Annotated in this window: 24 protein-coding genes; 11 read left to right on the forward strand and 13 right to left on the reverse strand. The window is 40.8% G+C overall.

Annotated features, from left to right (window positions below; translation table 11 throughout):
• Nucleotides 1–61: 61 nt before the first annotated feature.
• From ACYX4O_RS04500 to ACYX4O_RS04525, 6 genes are all read right to left on the reverse strand, one after another.
• Nucleotides 62–937 carry an SDR family oxidoreductase gene (locus ACYX4O_RS04500; RefSeq protein WP_476354948.1) on the reverse strand — a complete coding sequence of 292 codons (876 nt, stop codon included), beginning with the start codon at nt 935–937 and terminating at the stop codon, nt 62–64.
• 148 nt (nt 938–1,085) lie between these two features.
• Nucleotides 1,086–1,280, reverse strand: a complete 195-nt coding sequence (gene yppF / locus ACYX4O_RS04505) for a YppF family protein (RefSeq protein ID WP_036784979.1) — start codon at nt 1,278–1,280, stop codon at nt 1,086–1,088.
• A gap of 161 nt (nt 1,281–1,441) precedes the next feature.
• Nucleotides 1,442–1,663 (reverse strand): hypothetical protein, encoded by a 222-nt coding sequence (locus ACYX4O_RS04510; RefSeq protein WP_476354950.1) that lies wholly within the window; start codon nt 1,661–1,663, stop codon nt 1,442–1,444.
• Between the two features lie 121 nt (nt 1,664–1,784).
• The gene (locus tag ACYX4O_RS04515) at nt 1,785–3,944 is read right to left on the reverse strand and encodes a beta-propeller domain-containing protein (RefSeq protein WP_476354952.1); all 2,160 of its coding nucleotides are present in this window, start codon (nt 3,942–3,944) and stop codon (nt 1,785–1,787) included.
• Nucleotides 3,945–4,066: 122 nt separating this feature from the next.
• On the reverse strand, nt 4,067–4,204 hold the full coding sequence (locus ACYX4O_RS04520) for a DUF3941 domain-containing protein (protein ID WP_207529357.1): 138 nt from the start codon (nt 4,202–4,204) through the stop codon (nt 4,067–4,069).
• A 63-nt stretch (nt 4,205–4,267) separates the two neighbouring features.
• On the reverse strand, nt 4,268–5,128 hold the full coding sequence (locus ACYX4O_RS04525; protein WP_476354954.1) for a DegV family protein: 861 nt from the start codon (nt 5,126–5,128) through the stop codon (nt 4,268–4,270).
• Between the two features lie 220 nt (nt 5,129–5,348).
• Here ACYX4O_RS04525 and ACYX4O_RS04530 point away from each other — a divergent pair, with 220 nt between their 5' ends.
• Both ACYX4O_RS04530 and ACYX4O_RS04535 read left to right on the forward strand, forming a co-directional pair.
• Nucleotides 5,349–6,194, forward strand: a complete 846-nt coding sequence (locus ACYX4O_RS04530) for a YitT family protein (protein ID WP_476354956.1) — start codon at nt 5,349–5,351, stop codon at nt 6,192–6,194.
• A gap of 73 nt (nt 6,195–6,267) precedes the next feature.
• Entirely contained in the window at nt 6,268–7,173 is a 906-nt protein-coding gene (locus tag ACYX4O_RS04535; RefSeq protein ID WP_476354958.1) for a BsuPI-related putative proteinase inhibitor, read from the forward strand.
• 63 nt (nt 7,174–7,236) lie between these two features.
• Here the strand turns inward: ACYX4O_RS04535 and ACYX4O_RS04540 are convergent, their stop codons facing one another.
• On the reverse strand, nt 7,237–7,500 hold the full coding sequence (locus ACYX4O_RS04540; protein WP_476354960.1) for a NifU N-terminal domain-containing protein: 264 nt from the start codon (nt 7,498–7,500) through the stop codon (nt 7,237–7,239).
• A gap of 236 nt (nt 7,501–7,736) precedes the next feature.
• Between ACYX4O_RS04540 and ACYX4O_RS04545 the strand changes: the two genes are divergently transcribed.
• Together ACYX4O_RS04545 and ACYX4O_RS04550 are read left to right on the forward strand one after the other, a co-directional pair.
• A complete protein-coding gene (locus tag ACYX4O_RS04545; protein WP_476354962.1) occupies nt 7,737–8,171 on the forward strand; it encodes a hypothetical protein in 435 nt (144 codons plus the stop codon).
• A 7-nt stretch (nt 8,172–8,178) separates the two neighbouring features.
• Nucleotides 8,179–8,820, forward strand: a complete 642-nt coding sequence (locus tag ACYX4O_RS04550) for a VC0807 family protein (protein ID WP_476354964.1) — start codon at nt 8,179–8,181, stop codon at nt 8,818–8,820.
• A gap of 169 nt (nt 8,821–8,989) precedes the next feature.
• Here the strand turns inward: ACYX4O_RS04550 and ACYX4O_RS04555 are convergent, their stop codons facing one another.
• From ACYX4O_RS04555 to ACYX4O_RS04565, 3 genes are all read right to left on the reverse strand, one after another.
• On the reverse strand, nt 8,990–9,187 hold the full coding sequence (locus ACYX4O_RS04555; RefSeq protein WP_052115069.1) for a DUF3813 domain-containing protein: 198 nt from the start codon (nt 9,185–9,187) through the stop codon (nt 8,990–8,992).
• Entirely contained in the window at nt 9,187–9,336 is a 150-nt protein-coding gene (locus ACYX4O_RS04560) for a hypothetical protein (protein WP_476354966.1), read from the reverse strand. The genes ACYX4O_RS04555 and ACYX4O_RS04560 overlap by 1 nt, the downstream gene beginning before the upstream one ends.
• 108 nt (nt 9,337–9,444) lie before the next feature.
• Nucleotides 9,445–10,254: a Cof-type HAD-IIB family hydrolase gene (locus ACYX4O_RS04565; protein WP_476354968.1), complete on the reverse strand. Its 810-nt coding sequence runs from the start codon at nt 10,252–10,254 to the stop codon at nt 9,445–9,447.
• A gap of 180 nt (nt 10,255–10,434) precedes the next feature.
• Between ACYX4O_RS04565 and ACYX4O_RS04570 the strand changes: the two genes are divergently transcribed.
• The 3 genes from ACYX4O_RS04570 (at nt 10,435) to ACYX4O_RS04580 (ending at nt 12,196) form a co-directional block, all read left to right on the forward strand.
• Nucleotides 10,435–11,199, forward strand: a complete 765-nt coding sequence (locus tag ACYX4O_RS04570) for a prolyl oligopeptidase family serine peptidase (protein WP_476354970.1) — start codon at nt 10,435–10,437, stop codon at nt 11,197–11,199.
• A gap of 73 nt (nt 11,200–11,272) precedes the next feature.
• Complete coding sequence (locus ACYX4O_RS04575) at nt 11,273–11,584, forward strand: metal-sulfur cluster assembly factor (RefSeq protein WP_036784950.1); 312 nt, start codon at nt 11,273–11,275, stop codon at nt 11,582–11,584.
• Between the two features lie 384 nt (nt 11,585–11,968).
• Nucleotides 11,969–12,196, forward strand: a complete 228-nt coding sequence (locus ACYX4O_RS04580) for a MoaD/ThiS family protein (protein WP_036784948.1) — start codon at nt 11,969–11,971, stop codon at nt 12,194–12,196.
• Between the two features lie 182 nt (nt 12,197–12,378).
• On the opposite strand, the gene ACYX4O_RS04585 is transcribed toward ACYX4O_RS04580, so the two are convergent.
• Nucleotides 12,379–12,522, reverse strand: a complete 144-nt coding sequence (locus ACYX4O_RS04585; protein ID WP_156969177.1) for a lmo0937 family membrane protein — start codon at nt 12,520–12,522, stop codon at nt 12,379–12,381.
• Between the two features lie 134 nt (nt 12,523–12,656).
• On the opposite strand from ACYX4O_RS04585, the gene ACYX4O_RS04590 reads away from it, so the two are divergent.
• The gene (locus ACYX4O_RS04590) at nt 12,657–13,949 is read left to right on the forward strand and encodes an FAD-dependent oxidoreductase (protein ID WP_476354973.1); all 1,293 of its coding nucleotides are present in this window, start codon (nt 12,657–12,659) and stop codon (nt 13,947–13,949) included.
• Nucleotides 13,950–14,199: 250 nt separating this feature from the next.
• Here the strand turns inward: ACYX4O_RS04590 and ACYX4O_RS04595 are convergent, their stop codons facing one another.
• Entirely contained in the window at nt 14,200–15,024 is an 825-nt protein-coding gene (locus ACYX4O_RS04595; protein ID WP_476354975.1) for an undecaprenyl-diphosphate phosphatase, read from the reverse strand.
• A 92-nt stretch (nt 15,025–15,116) separates the two neighbouring features.
• Between ACYX4O_RS04595 and ACYX4O_RS04600 the strand changes: the two genes are divergently transcribed.
• Together ACYX4O_RS04600 and ACYX4O_RS04605 are read left to right on the forward strand one after the other, a co-directional pair.
• A complete protein-coding gene (locus tag ACYX4O_RS04600) occupies nt 15,117–15,488 on the forward strand; it encodes a hypothetical protein (RefSeq protein WP_476354977.1) in 372 nt (123 codons plus the stop codon).
• 62 nt (nt 15,489–15,550) lie between these two features.
• Nucleotides 15,551–15,730 (forward strand): YjzC family protein, encoded by a 180-nt coding sequence (locus ACYX4O_RS04605; protein WP_476354979.1) that lies wholly within the window; start codon nt 15,551–15,553, stop codon nt 15,728–15,730.
• Between the two features lie 47 nt (nt 15,731–15,777).
• On the opposite strand, the gene ACYX4O_RS04610 is transcribed toward ACYX4O_RS04605, so the two are convergent.
• Nucleotides 15,778–15,954, reverse strand: a complete 177-nt coding sequence (locus ACYX4O_RS04610; protein WP_207529368.1) for a YjzD family protein — start codon at nt 15,952–15,954, stop codon at nt 15,778–15,780.
• 176 nt (nt 15,955–16,130) lie between these two features.
• On the opposite strand from ACYX4O_RS04610, the gene ACYX4O_RS04615 reads away from it, so the two are divergent.
• The gene (locus ACYX4O_RS04615; protein WP_476354981.1) at nt 16,131–16,874 is read left to right on the forward strand and encodes an alpha/beta hydrolase; all 744 of its coding nucleotides are present in this window, start codon (nt 16,131–16,133) and stop codon (nt 16,872–16,874) included.
• The last annotated feature ends 73 nt before the right edge of the window (nt 16,875–16,947 follow it).

Genomic DNA, 16,947 nt, shown 5'->3' on the forward strand with positions numbered 1-16,947 from the left:
GACACCCTTTGGTACTTTAGAGCGAAGAAGGGTGTCTGGCACGCTTTAGTGTGGTGAAGTTTTATCCATTGATGATAATGCCGCCGTTTATGTGAATCATTTGACCGCTAATGTAAGAGGAGTCTTGGCTTGCTAAATAAACATAGGCGGGTGCGACTTCTCTTGGTTGACCAGCGCGTTTCATAGGGGTGTTGGACCCGAATTGAGAGACTTTTTGAGCATCAAATGAGGCGGGGATTAAAGGTGTCCAGATTGGCCCTGGTGCTACTCCGTTCACCCTGATTCCTTTTCCTACAAGTTGCTCAGATAATGAACGTGTAAGAGCTGTGATCGCCCCTTTTGTTGCTGAGTAATCCACTAAATCTTTTGACCCTTGATACGCCGTAATAGAAGAGGTATTAATAATTGTACTTCCCTTTTTCATATGGGGAAGGGCAGCTTTCGTCATATGGAAATAACCAAATACGTTTGTGCGGAACGTTTTTTCCAATTGCTCAGCTGTGATGTCTTCAAAGTTTTGCTGGGGGTGTTGTTCAGCAGAGTTATTCACAAGGATATCAATTTGGTTGTAAGATTGCATAACTTCATTTATTGCTGTTTGGCAAAAGGATTCGTTTCCGATATCTCCTCCGATTAATAGACAACCCCTGCCTTCTCGTTCAATGATGGTCTTTGTGTCATTTGCGTCTTGCTTTTCGTCAAGAAAGATGATCGCCACATCCGCGCCTTCTTTCGCATAATGAACAGCTATGGATCTGCCTATCCCGCTGTCTCCGCCTGTAATAACAGCTACTTTTCCTTTTAGCTTTTCGCTTGGTTTATATTCAGGGTCAACAAATTCAGGTAGAGGCTTCATTTCGTATTCATAACCTGGCTGGTGATTTTGATGTTGAGGGGGATGTTGCTGAGCTTGTTGATTTTGTTGTTGTTGTGACATCGTCATTCCTCCTGGTGTGCATTTTCTTTTATCATGTCCAGAGGTTCCTTAATGAATGATAAGCAAAAGGAGATATCAGGTTGGAAGTATGTGGTGAAATGCGGTGAGGGAATTAGAGGCAATAAAAAAACCGATGCAAAAGCATCGGTTAGACCGTTTCGATTTCATTATGTGAGGATGTAGCACCTTCTTCGTGTAAGTGTTGAAACAATTGACGATACGAGTGAAAGTCCAGTTCTCCATTTACATACATGCGTTGACAATAGTCCAATAACTCATTGGGTGAATCAGGCTGTTGGTTGAACTCCTTAACATACGATTGAAGCAGTTCTTCCAGGTGCATATCATATTCCTCCTCATGTGTTGTTACAGTATATGGTAACACACATTTCAGGAGATAAAAGAGGTCTGAACAAAGTATAAATATTCAGAAAAATACCTTTACCATACTGCAGAACAAAAGGGTGCCAGACACCCTTCAGTTCTGCAGTGCGATAAAGGGTGTCAGACACGCTTCAGTCCTGCAGTGCAATAAAGAGGGACAGACCCGCTTCGTTCACTGGTGTGAGGAAGGGTGTTTGTCCCTTTTGGTTTAGATTTTTGTGTTTTTGGTTTTGGCTCTTTGTTGTAGTTCTGTTTTAGGTTGTTGATCCGCTTTGTCTTCTGTATCGTGACGATGATAACGCCTCGTTCATTTGTTTCAAGCCCCGCCAGTGTAGCTAGCATTATGGTTTTGATGGAGGTTGTGACATTTTAAAGGATGGTAATAGTAACTCTAAACAGTCTTCGTTCTTTGATACTTTTAGCAATAAAAAAAGCCCCGAGACTACTCGGAGCTTAAGCACCTTTATTCATTCACGTGTTGTTTAGGGAAGGTGATGGTTTTCACTTCTTCCATGGTATTTAAATCAACGGCCTTCAATCCTTCATGAGAAAGAGTGTATAACGTGTCATTGATGGATATCATCCGAGTAATACGGGACTCCCAGCTACGTTCTGTATTATTATCTTCTTTTGTGATCGTCGTCTGAAGCTCAAATCCATTCTCTGGTGTGATTTTATAAAGATAAGCTCCCTGGTATTTTCGTTCATATTCTTCTGAGACTTGAACTGGGAGACCAAATAAGTTTTCTTCTGGGTGGGTGTATAGGGCCTTGTGATTGTGGCTGACATCTGTGTGGCTGCCCTTTCCTCCGATAATTGCTACATCTTTCTCAGTTGGATTTGAGACGTCACTCACATCAAATAGTGAAAGCTTTACCCCTTTTGTCTCAACCCGTTCGCGATCATCTGACGTAACAACTTCAGTATCTTGACCAATACCAATCAAATGATCGTCTCCAAGGGGATGGAGGTAATCACTGAAGCCTGGGATCTTTAGTTCTCCGAGTACTTCAGGTGAAGAAGGTTCTTGAAGATCAATCACAAATAGTGGATCAACTTGTTTAAATGTAACCATATAAGCTCGATCTTGCATAAAGCGGACGCTATAAATTCGTTCTCCTTTTGCCAATCCTTCAACCTTACCGATTGGAGTCATGGATAAATCAAACGTATACAAGTTATTAAACGACGGATTCTCATCTCCCCAAAATTGTCCAGTGGTTGTTGCGACGCGGAAGGAGTCATCGCGTTCATCCATAGCAAATTGATTAATTAAATGGCCTGGTACATCAGCTTCGCTGTTGTAGATAAGGTCACCATCTTTTACATTGAATTGATAAATCCTTGTGCTTTGTTCAATTTCTTGTGGGGTTGAAGATGTTGCAAAAAATGGCTCGACTTGAAAGTTTCTAGAGTGTGTAGCTACGTACAAGTTATCTTTAGACATATAAACGGTATCACCGGCACCGAGATAGGTCTTTATATTAAGAGGTGTACTGTCGTCTGTAACATCAAAGCTTGCAATCGTTAGAAACGAAGAGTCTTTACTTCCTGGAAGCTGATGCATCTTCCCATATGGAATCGGTTGGAAGTCTTCACTTACCGCGGAATCTTTAAAGAGCGGGCGGACTTCCTGATCGTTTTGTTCCTTTTCCTCTAAATGGTGGATGGATGTGTACTCGTTGGATAGGACATAGACTTGACCGTCAATCATTCTAGAAGTCAAATAGTTCCCCTCAAGGGTAAGTTCCCGCACCTTTTCAGGAGAGGTAGGATCTGAAACGTCATAAACACGGACGGCCATGCGACTTCTAAAGTTTGGCATAATCATAGACTCTGCTGCTGATGCTTCTTCTTTTGAATTTCGGGGAAGCGATTGCTGTTGATGCCCAATTGCGACGAGTCGATCGTTGTATAAAAAGAGTTGATTTGGTATGAAATCTTCATCATCAATTTTAGAGAGAACTTTGGCTTCCTCAATAGGTGAGCCTTTTGCAATGACAATGTCATGGTTTCTGGCATAGTAAATGTGTTCATCGTCATTCTTAACGAGATCTGCTTCATCGACGCCATTGACTTGAACATTTGTCTCAGATGAACTGTTTGCAGAACTCTCTGAAGAAGCACTAACATCCGCGCTTTCTTCAACAGTTTTCAATTCCATAGACGATCGTTCATTTTGGAATTCCTTTAGAATTGCCTTTAATTCTTCTTCAGAACCAATCGTAGGTAGTTCTTTTGAAGTGGTGAAGGAGTACGTGAAATCTTTAGACAATTCAACGTCTCGAACAGATGTTACACCTTTTGAGATGGTTAGGGTATAGTCCTGATTGACTTCGTACCCATCTTTAGGTGCAAAAATAGTTAACGATTCCTTGTTCCCGCTGAATTTAAAGGTTGTAGGTACTTTTTCTTTTGTCTTCTTATTTATCACTTGAATTGTTTCATCTGTGAAACTTTCTTTGTTCATTTCTTTAGAGAAAACAACCGTCCAGTCTTTGTGTACAGGAACGACTTCACTTTCTTCTTTTACCTCTGCAGAAACGCCCCAGTTTGCGACACCGTATACGATGATAAATAGAGACACCACCAAAGCTATCCCTGCTATAATGAATCGTTTCATCGTCATTCACCCTCTTTACTTGGTTTCTTACTTAGTCGCCTTAAGTAGGAAAAAGTTTCATGTGAGAAGAAGTTTGGGCGAATAAAACGCCTGAGGAGCTATTCCTCAGGCGTTTACCACTGTTACTTATGATCTGTTTTCTTTGAGAACTGGCGCTCACCGTTTTGACGAGCCGCTTCTCGTTGTTCGTTTTTGCGAGCTCTTTTTGCATTATTATCTAATGCCTTCTTGTTGTTGTCGCCAGTATTCCTTGTTGCCATATCAGACACCTCTTTTTTCTAATGGTAAGAACACATCATTAGATTGTGTGAAAAGAGGGTAGATTATTTATAAGGAGCATTTAAGAAAAATAAAGCAATTGTGCCAGGGCCAGCGTGCGCGCCAACAGAGGCACCTACTTGATGAATATGAATATCTTTCGTTCCGAACTGTTCACGAATCATATCGGCTAGTTGTTCAGCTCGTTCTAAATCATCTCCGTGACTGATGGCGATAGGCTGGCTTGCCAAATCGACGCCTCTTTCTTCCATAACTTCAGTCATTCGCTTAAGTACTTTCTTAGCGCCACGTATCTTCTCAAGTGGAATGAGCTGACCGTTTTCAACATGAAGAAGTGGCTTAATCTTTAACATAGTACCAAAGAATGCTGCTGCTTTACTTACGCGGCCTCCGCGTTTTAAGTATTCTAGATCATCAACCGTAAAAATGTGCTCCATATGTTCTAAATGATAGGTAGAGACTTCTTTAACTTCTTCAAGCGATTTACCTTCTTTGGCAAGCTCAGCAGCACGGAGTACAACAAGTCCGTACCCAAGTGAAGCACAATGTGTATCAACGACGTGAAGGTTGAAATCTGGGTACGTTTCTTGTACTTCTTGTTGCATCATCTTAGCTGTTTGGTACGTACCTGATAATTCGGAAGAGAACGCAAGATAAAGGCAGTCTTGTCCTTCCCTCGCAAAGTGCTCGAACAGTTCTTTGAAACTTTGAGGGGAAACTTGGGACGTTTTAGGAGCTTTCCCGTTCCGCATCGCGTCATAGACTTCTTTAGGCTGAATCGTTTCGCCATCTTTATAGTCTTGGTCGTCTAAGTGCACTGTTAGGGAAAGGCGTGTTATACCATGTTCCTCTAAAACAGATGTAGGCAAGTCGCAAGCAGAATCAGCAATAATTCGTACAGACATACTTTCACCCTTTTCTATAATATATAATGAATGCTAGATTAATGTAGTTTAGACCGTGGTCCTATTGTCATAAGTGTAATCGTAGCAGAGAGGATAGTCAAAGCATTTAGAAAAAAGTGGTTTAAAGGGTGGGGGTTTTATGATATACAGAGAAGAGAGAATCATCATAGTATTCATCTTATACGAAACAGAACAGAAATTTAAGGCTTAGGAGGGCGTCATGTTTCTTCCAGAAATCAAACGAATAATTATTGTTATACTAGGGGCTATATTAAATTCCATCTCACTAAACTTCTTCCTTATCAAGGCAAATGTTTATGCAAGTGGGTTTACTGGAGTTGCCCAGCTGCTCTCAAGTGCTATGCAGGATTATATAGGTATTGGGATTACGACCGGTGTGCTACTGTTTATTTTAAATATACCGGTTATTATTTTAGGATGGTATAAAGTAGGGAAAGGGTTTACAATTTATAGTGTTATTTCAGTTGTATTTACCACCTTCTTCCTCGAAGTGATTCCTGTTAAACAACTATCAACTGATATTTTATTAAATTCAGTATTTGGTGGTGTGATTGGAGCATTAGGTGTCGGTCTTACATTGAAGTGGGGTGCTTCAACAGGTGGTATGGATATTGTGGCGATGGTGTTATCTCGTATTAAGGATCGTCCGATAGGAACTTATTTCTTTCTTTTAAATGGATTGATTATCATACTAGCAGGCTTGCTATATGATGAAGAAAAAGCTCTCTATACCATTGTGACGCTTTATGTATCAACGCGTGTTATTGATGCGGTTCATACGCGACATGAGAAGCTGACAGCTATGATAATTACAACCGAGGCAGAAGCCTTGCAACGAGCCATTCACTCTAAAATGGTTCGAGGCATTACTAAAGTTCCAGCGCGAGGCGCGTTCACCAATCAAGAAAAGGACATGCTGATTATGGTTATAACGCGTTATGAATTGTACGATCTTGAACATACGATTAAAGATGTTGATCCACATGCCTTCACGAATATCGTGCAAACAACAGGTATATTCGGTTTCTTCAGAAGAGATGGCTAGATTGTGTAACGAAATGAAACGGTAGAACGACTAATCAATAGGTTGGAATTCAATTGAAAGGGAAGTGACAAGGATGAAGAAATTTCTTGTTATCATGATGGCAATGCTGTTTGTTGCTGCCGGTTGTGCTAGCTCAGAGGAGTCAAAAGCGAATGACAACGAGGAGACAGAAAGCGTAAACAGCGAGGAAGCAAACGAGGAAACAAAAGAAGAAACAGAATCAGAAGAACCAAAAGAGGATTCTGAGCAAGATTCTGCTGAAGAGGTCGACTTACAGACGCTTTTAGAACAAGTTGAAATGACAGCTAACGTAAACCCAGAAACCGAGAAAGTGACCTTTGACTTTAGTCTGAAGAACAATGGTGAAAAGGGTGTTAACCTGAACTTCTCCTCTGGACAACAGTATGAGATTATCGTCAAAAATGAACAAGATGAGGAAGTTTACCGATATTCAAAAGGAAAGTCATTTACAGACGCAGTGGTTTCAGAAGAGATCAAACCTTCTGATGAGTTAACGTTTGCATCATCATGGAACTATGACCAAGCTGGTGAACGTGTGCAACCTGGTACGTATAGTGCTGAGATTACGTTATTGCCAATGAAGATGAATGGTCAAACCATTGAGGCGAAGCCGTTTCAAGTAGAAAAAGCCTTTGACATTCCTTCAGAAAACCAAGCATTTCGTAATGTGAAGGTAGAGGGCGAAAAGGGTCAGTATACAGTTTCTGGTGAAGCTCGTGTATTCGAAGGAAGTTTTATGTATAATGTCGAGGACGGGCATCAAGTGTTAGTGATGGAAACACCCGTACAAGTCAGTGAAGGCGCACCAAGTTGGGGGAAATTTGAGTTTAACGTCGAGATTTCCGAAGATCAACTTCCAACGAGTGGTACATTAACGTTAATGTTATATGAACTCAGCGCTAAAGATGGTTCAGTAACGAATCAAAAATTTGTTAAACTAGAATCGTTTAATAATTAGTACTTAAAAAAGGCTGCCCCTCAAGGGACAGCCTTTTTAGTATCTCATCCTAGAGGATCAGATTTAATACCCATGGTTTTCAATAGTATCGATGACTTGTTGTTTAAGTTCATCCCATGAAGCATCATTTTTCTTGTTCACTGTGATAAAGTTTTGGAATCCAAATACATTATCAACACCACTTAGTGACATTAGGTCATTTAGAATGCTGTGGTCACTCGTTTGACCGGGCATAACCGATACACTTCCATTTCCTTCAAAGATCATTCGGTCGCTGTCAAATTTAATCGCATTTGGGTTAGGGGTTTCTTTTGCCTGTACAGTCATAAGGAATACCTCCTCTTGTATAGTATCCATACTCATATTAGCACGAAACATTCTCTTCGCACAAAAGGAAGACCTATTCGTCATGGAACGCTCACAACTATTGTGAAAAGTGAGGGGAAGGAATTGCTACAATAAAACTAGTTGAATGGGCTGACAGAACCGATTGTTTGAAGTAGAAAGGGTATATTTCTCATATAATGAATGTATTCAAGTAATAGAGATATGGGGGGATAGAAATGATTAAGAAGGGGATCTGGCTAGGGACGGCAACAGGATTTATTTTAGGCTTTGTGTTATGGATCTTTGAGTATGGTACAGGCAAGAAGGTGTATACACTGCTTTTAAATGTGGATTTCATACCGGTCATGGGGGACATTGATTGGCCGATCTATATGGAATGGTTCTTCCACCTCCTCATAGCCTGGTCGATCGCGATTGTCTATTTAGCTTGGATTAAATATCAAACAGATGGAAGAGCTGCTTCTAGATGGGCGACAGCTTTAGTACTAACCGCTTTTGCAGCGTTAACATATTTTCCGCTCACAGACCTTGCCATTAAAGAAACCCCAGCCTTCGATGATTTGACTGCTATATCCTATTGGTTAGTTGGGCATCTTGCTTTTGGAGTATCACTTGTTAAACTAGATGAGTGGACAAAACGAACAAAGTAGGTGCAAGATGAATCAAAAAAATATAGTGGTATGGGATCTGATTTGTTATATCGTATTCCCTCTTGTTGTGTGGAACTTTATTCGGGATCACATTGGAGATTACTACGCGATGCTTTTATCATCTGTTCCAGGGATTGTTTACACCTTTATTCGATTTAAAGCAGTGAAGAAGGTACAGTTCTTCGGGATTTTCATGCTGGCTAACTTGGTAGTTGGAACCTTATTCGACGTATTGGCAGGTTCGGCTATACAGCTCCTATGGAACCGGGTATATTTTGCTTTACTAGGGGGCGGAATCTTCTTAGGGAGTATGTTGATTCGAAAGCCAATTGCGCTTTACTTGATGCTAGACGTCATGGAAATGCAAGGGCAAGATCGAAAAGGGTTGAAAGCGAAATTCATGCAGAAGAAAGTGTTCGTTGTGTTTCAGCTCATTACGTTTGTCTTTGTCTTTCGTGAGCTCGTTTTCGCTGGATGGAAGGCTTGGCTAGTAACGCAATATGGTGTGGAAGCATTTGATCAAGCACTTGTATTAAGGCAAGTGATGAGTTGGATATTAACAGGAGTGACTGTAATTGGCTACGTGTATGTCTTTAAGCTCCTTCAGATGACACCACCCACAAATGAGACCACCAAATACTCCACCTAAAAAGGAGCCCCTAAAACCCAGGCGGCTCCTTTTAATGCTTCATTGAAGTGAAGCGTGCCAGACACGCTTCTATGCTTTAGTATACTGCAGGGTGTCTGGCACGCTGTATTGCTTCTCCGCGTTAAAGAGCCTGCCTTCTGTTTGGAGGGCAGGCTCTTCTTGAGCTGTGTTATTTTAATCCTTGGTGACGCTCGATTTCTGATTCGAGCTGCTGAAGTTGAGCTTGTTCTTCTTGGGAAGCGTTAGCGCGAGCTGAGTTGATACAGTTCTTCGCTGTTTGGATGTTTTTCTCCTTCGCTTCACCATTGCGGTTAGTGATGTTGTTTACGGCACTTTTTGCTTGCTGGAATAAGTTATTCTGCATCATTAAAGACCTCCCACAGAGTTATGATCGTCTTCTTCACTCTCGCGTTCTATATCGGCAAATGTTTGTCGATATGGAAAACGCTCATCGTGCTTTTTAACAGAATCTCTTCCTTGCTGAACAAATCGTTTCGATTTACTTTTCTTGCTCACACTCATCACCTCGCGGATTAAAAAAGCTCGAACACAACGTGTTGCTGTGTTCAAGCTTAGTATGAGCAAATGCCTTGAGTACATGTATTGAAAAATTTGGAGAAAGTCCTATTTTAAATTCAAATAGTTTTCTAAAAAGACGGCAACACCATCTTGCTCATTTGAACTTGTGACTTCATTAGAAACGTCCTTAAGTTCGCTTAAGGCATTATCCATGGCTACTCCAACTCCGGCATATTCAAGCATTTCTAAATCATTATCCTCATCGCCAAAGGCAATGATCCGCTCTTTAGGAACGTGATAATAGTGAGCAATCTTATTAAGACCTACAGCTTTATTTAGTCCTGCACGTACAATTTCAATAACATGCCAAGGCGCTCCCCATTTGCGATGCTCAATCATCGTAGCATGCTTTTCGTCGAGATGATCCCGAATATGTTTGACCTGTTCAACACTTGGATGGATCAGTATAGAGGTAGGATCCTCTTTTAAATGATTCTTAATGCTTCCGATTGTGATAGGTGTATCTGTAGTGTGGAAGATATCCAAGATTTCCTGATCATATTGATCCAAGTACACTTCATCACGTACTTCAGCAAGAATATTTCGAACACCAACCTCATGACACGTATGTATAATTTCCCGAGCCGTTCGAATGGACATTGGCGAATGAATCGAGTCCCAATTATGGTTTAAGGGATGGTGAATTAAGGCGCCGTTAAAGTTCACCATTGGTGTGTCTAGATCCATCTCGTGATAATAATCAATACTGGCCCTGTGTGGACGTCCGGTTGCGATACACACGATATGACCTGCATCTCGAGCTTTTTGGATCGCTTGTTTGTTTCGTTCACTAATTGTCTTCTGATCGCTTAGCAGTGTTCCGTCTAAGTCTAGAGCGATTAAATGTTTTTCCATTGCTTTCACCACCTCATCTTAAATTTAAGTGTATATCTTGTTTCTATCATCTGTAAAGAACTATAGGGTCCGTTTTTCTTTTCAATCAAAAAGGAAAGTGTTACGATAAACCATATAAATTAGTAAAATACGGAAAGAAATGCTATACATATTTTATGCACAAAGGAAGGGAAAAACATCGTGATTGGCATATACAGAAAGAAATTTGAACACATACCTGCATTAGTTGTCGTGGACTCTGAGAAAGAAAACAAGCCATTGCCTGTCGTAACGTATATTCATGGCATTACGAGTCGGAAAGAACAAAACCTATCCTTCGCTTACTTCTTAGCTGAAAAAGGCTTTCGCGTTGTACTTCCGGATTGTATGCTACACGGAGAGCGAGAGGAAGGCTTGAGCAATCAACAAATTACGTATCGTTTATGGGAAGTGGTGGCAGAAAACCTTAAAGAACTTCCTCTTATTAAAGAAAGCCTTGATCAAGAAGGGTTACTTCTCGATGGACGCTTTGGTTTAGCTGGTACGAGTATGGGAGGTATCACAACAAGTGCTGCTCTTACACAGTACGATTGGATTAAGGTTGCTGCAGTATTAATGGGTTCTCCGCAGCCTGTACGATTTGCAGAAGAGCAAGTAGCAACGTTAAAAGAAATGAATATAGACCTACCATTCTCTGAGGAAGATCAACAGAAGCTAATAAGGGATCTCGCTTCTATTGACTTAAGCAAACAAGTCGATAAGTTATATGGTCGTCCTTTATTCTTCTGGCACGGGGAAGAAGATCGTGTTGTTCCATTTGACCATTCCTATAGTTTCTATAACGACGCAATTGCTCATTATAAGAATCCAGAAAACATTCGTTTTCGCAGGGAAATAGGCCGCGATCATAAAGTTTCTATATATGCCATTACAGAAACCGTTAATTGGTTCGACATGCATCTGTAAACGGTCCTGGTTTCAAAATGGTTCGTTTTTCGTTATAATAAGAATAGATTAGATGAAAGGGGAACGAGTATTCATGGATCAGACTTTGCACGATAACATGATGGGTGCACTTGAAAATGTAATTGACCCCGAGCTTGGCATTGATATTGTCAACCTTGGCTTGATATATGGCGTTGATATTGACGATGAAGGCGTTGGACAAGTTACGATGACACTAACAGCTATGGGGTGCCCGCTTGCTGGAACAATTGAAGCTGACGTTAAACGCGTATTAGCAGATCTTCCAGAACTTAAAGACGTAAATGTTAATATTGTATGGAGTCCACCGTGGACGAAAGATAAAATGTCCCGCTACGCGAAAATTGCGCTAGGCATTCCAGATTGATTTAATGAGAAAGAACCTTTTGCAACAGCAGAGGGTTCTTTTTTTATAGTTCAGTCCAGTCTATACGTTGCTAAACGGGCGCTTCTAGCTTTTGATCCATCCAGCTCCAGCGCCCAGCAACTAGTAGACTTCCCTCACCTCCGGTCAATCAGTCATCATCAATTCGCCTGTGGCTCATTGTGATTCCTTGATCTCTACTTAGGTTCAGTCCAGTCTATACGTTGCTAAACGGGCGCATGCGCTTTTGATGGTTTACGTGTTGGAACAAAGTGGTACATAGAATTGTAAGTTAACCTTTCACTTAAAGGTGATGGGATATACACAATTAAAGCCATTCAATAAATATAAGTGGAGAATCAATCTCCCTTTTAAGGAGGACTCATTATGGTAAAAGTATTACTATTCGCTCAATTCCAAGAAGCAGCTGGTCGTGAAAGTGTAGAGATTGAAGCAGGCGGGCAAACGGTGTCTCATGTAAAATCCACGTTAAAAGAAAACTACAACGTGCTTGACCTGGATCACGCACAGGTAACGGTAAATGATGAATATAAAGACATGGATACGCAACTTAGCGACGGCGACACAGTCGCATTTATCCCACCACAATCGTAAGCGTAATTAAGTCTTCCTCTAGATATAGAGGGAGACTTTTTTGTGGGTAAATGGGAGGGATATCTCCATGCGGCTATTTACAGACTGTGCTTGGCTCTCGAATCGAAACGGATAGTTACATTTTCAAACGAAAAGGGTGAACCCATAATGGAGTTCACCCTCGTTGTGTATATAGTGAAAGGTTAAGGTTTTCGCCCTTTAATTAATCGATAAATCAGTACAACAAGAGCGACAACTAACAGAATATGAATAATACCGCCAGCAATTTCGAATAAGAAACCGAATAACCAAAGTATTAGCAAGATTACTAAGATTGTCCAGAGCATGTGTTATCCCTCCTTTTAATTGTAATTTGCCCTGAAATCTTATATTTCAAACACATTACCTTAGTTTCAATCGGGTTGTAAGGTGAGAGCATGTTACGTATCATGAACGGTAAAATAATAAAGGAGGAAGTTTCATGAAGGAAGGACGAGTTATCATCATAGGTGGAGGGCCAGCTGGGATCGAAGCTGCTCTTACCGCAAGCTCTCGTTTTGAGGAAGTTTATCTTGTATCAGACCAGCCAGCTGGTGCGTGGAAAATGAACGATACGGCGGTGTGGCAATCACTATTAGGCAAGAACAAAGAAACTACTCCTCAAGAGTTAAATGCTTATGCACAGTCTGTACATACCAGGTGGATGTCAGAACAAATTGATCTCTTACAGAATTCAGGTGTGCGAACGAAGCTAGGTAAGGTGACGTTCCTGTCACCGTATAAGATTAATATAGAGAACGCCGAAACGAGTGAAACCATTGAAGGAGATTATTTCATTATAGCTGTTGGATCACGCCCAGCTTTTCCGCACCCTCTTCATCCATACGGGGACAAAATGATGTCCTTTCATTCCATACATCAATTGAAGAGATGGCCTGAATCAATCGCTGTCATAGGTGATGGGCCTATTGGATTTGAAGCGGTAAATGTATTCAGCTTGGCTCAAGTAAAGGTAAATTGGATTGTGCCAGAAGATGGACCAAGCGCGAGGATTTTTGAAGAGGATCTCTCAGATTCTTTATTGAGCCATTATGACAAGAGGGGCGTCCGTATTTATCGGGGACCGGCTGCCACAGGGGTAAAGGAAGAAAGAGGTCAAATGCACATTTCAAGAGAAGATGGCTCCCATGTTACAGCACAATGCGCTTATATTGTCCCATCATTCCTCTCTAATCTAGATCTGTTGACATTAGCCAATGCAGAGGTGGATGAGCAGTCAATAAATGATTCCACAGGCCAAACCAACCAAAGTCATATATATGTTGTCGGTGATGCAGCTCTTAGTGTAGCGGCGGTCTATGCCCAAGCTAAAGCAAGGCAGGCTGTTTTACATATTCATGAAAAGCAAGTCACACCTCTATTAATGGAAGACTTGCCGTTGTCTTTTCATCAATGGCCAGAAATAGCGCGAATTGGATTAAGTAAGCCGGAAAGCTCTACATTAAAGGTTCGGACTTTTTCCATGAAAAGCAGAAGTTATATCCGCATGATTGATGGAGGAAGCGAAGGTTGGGTCAAAGTTGTCTACAACGAGCAAGGAATTTTGTTTGGAGCTTCTGCAGTGGGAGAAGGAGCTAAGGATATCATTTCTATGCTTGCCATTCCCATCAGGCTGAAGCAGTCAGTAAGCAATTTACAAACATTATTTGCCGCTCACCCTTCTCAAAATGAAATGGCTGCTCATATTATACGAACCATTGCGGACGAGATATAAATATTGGTTGAAATATAATGAAAAAGAGACCGTCTCATACTTGAGACGGTCTCTTTTTCTCGGGGTCATTGGATTCCGTTAGGGGGGGTAACGGAAAATGATAATCATTATCAATGAGAATTATTTTCAGTATATCTTTAAAGTCCGTAAGCGTCAACTCTTTTTGTAAATTATCATAGAAAAAAGCAATCCCGTAGAAGGAGCATAACTTCAGTTGTACTCCTTTAAAACGAGACTGCTTTCCACTCTCTTATAAGAATAAAATCGCTAGTGCTCCTACAATGAAACAATAGAACGCAAAGTATTTGAGATTATTGTTCTTCATAACGTTAATAAACCATTTCAGCGCAAAATAAGAGGCTACAATAGAACCTAGGAAAGCGAGAGCATATGGAATATAAAGCTCAGATGCTGTATCCATAATCTCTCCTCCTTTTAGAATCACAGTCCCTAGACTAACCGGAATATAAAGTAAAAAGGAAAAGCGAAGCGCTGTCGTTTGCTTTAAACCAAGTAACATAGCAGCGACAACCGTTGCTCCAGAGCGGCTAATGCCTGGCATTAAAGCAACAGACTGAGCTAGTCCAATAATGAGCGCATCTTTAATGGTCATATCCCCGTCACCGCGACTACCGCGCAAGTTACGGATGATCCAAAGAGCTATACCCGTTACGATTAGTGTAATTCCAACCATGCTGGCACTTTCTCCAAATGTACCTTCAATTGCATCTCCGTATAAGACGCCAATGACACCAGCAGGAATGGTTCCGATAATTAGATAAATGATAAATCGGAAATCCTGTGTGGTTGCGTCATCTCGTTTCTTTTGGAACAAAAAGCCAAATCCGCTTACAATTAACCGAGCTAAATCGTTTCTGTAAACAATAAAGACAGCAAGAAGAGAGCCGAAGTTAACAAGCACCTCAAACGTTAAGCCTTGTCCTATGATGTTAAATAAATCTTTGACCATAATCAGATGGCCACTTGATGAAATCGGAATCGGTTCTGTGAACCCTTGGAAGATCCCTAAAAATAAGTATTGAATAAGCGTCCATAATTGATCAAGCATGTTCATAATCCTCCCTAAAGGAAATACATAAATCTATTCTCGCTCTTCACACTTTTTATGTGGGTGAATATCCTACTAGTAAAGAGGAGGTGGCCCGGGTGAAGAAGCGAAATAAAAAAAATCCATCCACGAATTATCACCATATGTATTCACTGTGCAATCAACATATGAATCAATATGTCTTAGCAGAGCTGGTGGATGGTCAGAATATTGATGGAATTGTCACAGGTGTTGATGGAGATTACGTTTATTTAGCTGTCCCATTGTCTGACAGTGACACCTTAGAAGATGGTTCTCCACAACAATTATCAGCGACTACTCAGCGACAGTATGGGTATGGTCCTCCATATGCAGGTGGTTATGGAACTGGTGCGCCATATGGATATGGTTACACGCCACCTCCGAGATTTCGTCGCCTTATTCTTCCTCTTGCAGCACTTGTTGCGATCAGTGCATTGCCGTGGTATTAGATGTATAAAACCATTTGTCTGTGCCAAACTATCCTTATCACTCGTGTAAAGGAGTTAAGCACATGGGACAAAGACATCAATTTAAACACGGTGACAAAGCACCGAATAATGGAATCTATGTAGAAATTGGGGAAACAGGCAGCATGGTGAAAGAACCTAAACAAATTCGTTTGAATGCTGGCGATAAGTTTCCGTCCAATTCGAACCAAGACCGCGTATGGGCTCCGAAACGTAAACCGTAAAATAAACGTGAAAATCCCCCTTCCTTAACGTGGAAGGAGGATTTTTTTTATTCCTTATCTTCGGCTAATGCACCTTCGCCTAATAAAACAACAGCTACGGTGAATACGATCGTAAGGACAACGGCTTGAGTCATGTTAAAAGCTAGTCCGTCCATACTGTTTACAACATATACAGTCATGCAACTCAGTAGGAACGCCCAGAAAATAGACCAAATTAAACGCATGTTCTTCACCTCAACTTTGACATTCTGATCTTAGTTTATCAAACGTTTCCAATAAAATAAATATAAAACGCAATCTTCCTGAAAGAACTTGTAAAATGAAGGCATCTAACTATACAAATTAAATGTTCTTACATACATTATAGTGGATATGACCCTGAAACAAAGGATGAGAACACATGCAAAATGCAATTACGCGTTCTTTCCAACTAGATCGAGAACATTGTTTACTGCACATACCAGAGCAGCCTAATGGCTATCTAATACTGTATTTAGGGGATGCGGGACATTACGTGGAGGAAGATCGTTCTTTTTGGGGGGAGCATAAAGGGAGAGCAACCTTGATGCAAGCGTTATTAGACAAAGGATACACCTTATATACAAGTAGAATTTACGGGAATCACTGGGGAAGTGAGCAGGCTGTTAATTTATTAAATCGGGTTTACCATCATGTCATTCGCCAAGAGATATTAAACCCAAATGTTCATGTCGTAGCAGAAGGAATGGGCGCCCTCGCTGCGCTAAGGTGGCAAGAGAAATATGAAGTACCCATACGTTCACTTGTTCTCGTTACACCGTGCGTAGATTTGAAAGCCTTATATGCTCAAGAACGCACAAACCAGCTATATTTTAAACGATTAAAAAAAGAGATTTCCAGTGCATACATGTGTAAGGAGAATGAAGTAGATCAAATCATTACGAATGAACTCCCTAATGTTCAAGCACCAATTCTTGTTTTTCATGATATGGCTAACCCGCATTATAGCGTACATGAACATTCAAGGCGCTTAGAGGAAAAACAACAGGCACAAAACCGCCATTTAGAATTAAAGCTAGTCATCCAGCCGATTTTTCCTAGGATTAATAAGAGTATCATTCAATTCATGAACAACCACGAAAAAAGCCTTACAGATTCTTATTAATTGTAAGGCTCCCCTCTATTGGGGGCCTAATATAGAATATAAAGAAAACGCTTAAACAATGACCCATTTACAC

It is taken from the genome of Pontibacillus sp. ABV4_188 (assembly GCF_056311905.1).

What these genes read in the sequence shown, in the direction of transcription:
- ACYX4O_RS04585 (WP_156969177.1), bottom strand. Translation starts at nt 12,522, where the DNA reads ATGCTCTGGACAATCTTAGTAATCTTGCTAATACTTTGGTTATTCGGT.
- ACYX4O_RS04565 (WP_476354968.1), bottom strand. Translation starts at nt 10,254, where the DNA reads ATGGAAAAACATTTAATCGCTCTAGACTTAGACGGAACACTGCTAAGC.
- ACYX4O_RS04540 (WP_476354960.1), bottom strand. Translation starts at nt 7,500, where the DNA reads ATGACTGTACAGGCAAAAGAAACCCCTAACCCAAATGCGATTAAATTT.
- ACYX4O_RS04545 (WP_476354962.1), top strand. Translation starts at nt 7,737, where the DNA reads ATGATTAAGAAGGGGATCTGGCTAGGGACGGCAACAGGATTTATTTTA.
- ACYX4O_RS04615 (WP_476354981.1), top strand. Translation starts at nt 16,131, where the DNA reads ATGCAAAATGCAATTACGCGTTCTTTCCAACTAGATCGAGAACATTGT.
- ACYX4O_RS04595 (WP_476354975.1), bottom strand. Translation starts at nt 15,024, where the DNA reads ATGAACATGCTTGATCAATTATGGACGCTTATTCAATACTTATTTTTA.
- ACYX4O_RS04535 (WP_476354958.1), top strand. Translation starts at nt 6,268, where the DNA reads ATGAAGAAATTTCTTGTTATCATGATGGCAATGCTGTTTGTTGCTGCC.
- ACYX4O_RS04520 (WP_207529357.1), bottom strand. Translation starts at nt 4,204, where the DNA reads ATGGCAACAAGGAATACTGGCGACAACAACAAGAAGGCATTAGATAAT.
- ACYX4O_RS04610 (WP_207529368.1), bottom strand. Translation starts at nt 15,954, where the DNA reads ATGCGTTTAATTTGGTCTATTTTCTGGGCGTTCCTACTGAGTTGCATG.
- ACYX4O_RS04590 (WP_476354973.1), top strand. Translation starts at nt 12,657, where the DNA reads ATGAAGGAAGGACGAGTTATCATCATAGGTGGAGGGCCAGCTGGGATC.
- ACYX4O_RS04605 (WP_476354979.1), top strand. Translation starts at nt 15,551, where the DNA reads ATGGGACAAAGACATCAATTTAAACACGGTGACAAAGCACCGAATAAT.
- ACYX4O_RS04550 (WP_476354964.1), top strand. Translation starts at nt 8,179, where the DNA reads ATGAATCAAAAAAATATAGTGGTATGGGATCTGATTTGTTATATCGTA.
- yppF (WP_036784979.1), bottom strand. Translation starts at nt 1,280, where the DNA reads ATGCACCTGGAAGAACTGCTTCAATCGTATGTTAAGGAGTTCAACCAA.
- ACYX4O_RS04525 (WP_476354954.1), bottom strand. Translation starts at nt 5,128, where the DNA reads ATGTCTGTACGAATTATTGCTGATTCTGCTTGCGACTTGCCTACATCT.
- ACYX4O_RS04515 (WP_476354952.1), bottom strand. Translation starts at nt 3,944, where the DNA reads ATGAAACGATTCATTATAGCAGGGATAGCTTTGGTGGTGTCTCTATTT.
- ACYX4O_RS04510 (WP_476354950.1), bottom strand. Translation starts at nt 1,663, where the DNA reads ATGCTAGCTACACTGGCGGGGCTTGAAACAAATGAACGAGGCGTTATC.
- ACYX4O_RS04530 (WP_476354956.1), top strand. Translation starts at nt 5,349, where the DNA reads ATGTTTCTTCCAGAAATCAAACGAATAATTATTGTTATACTAGGGGCT.
- ACYX4O_RS04555 (WP_052115069.1), bottom strand. Translation starts at nt 9,187, where the DNA reads ATGATGCAGAATAACTTATTCCAGCAAGCAAAAAGTGCCGTAAACAAC.
- ACYX4O_RS04580 (WP_036784948.1), top strand. Translation starts at nt 11,969, where the DNA reads ATGGTAAAAGTATTACTATTCGCTCAATTCCAAGAAGCAGCTGGTCGT.
- ACYX4O_RS04500 (WP_476354948.1), bottom strand. Translation starts at nt 937, where the DNA reads ATGTCACAACAACAACAAAATCAACAAGCTCAGCAACATCCCCCTCAA.
- ACYX4O_RS04575 (WP_036784950.1), top strand. Translation starts at nt 11,273, where the DNA reads ATGGATCAGACTTTGCACGATAACATGATGGGTGCACTTGAAAATGTA.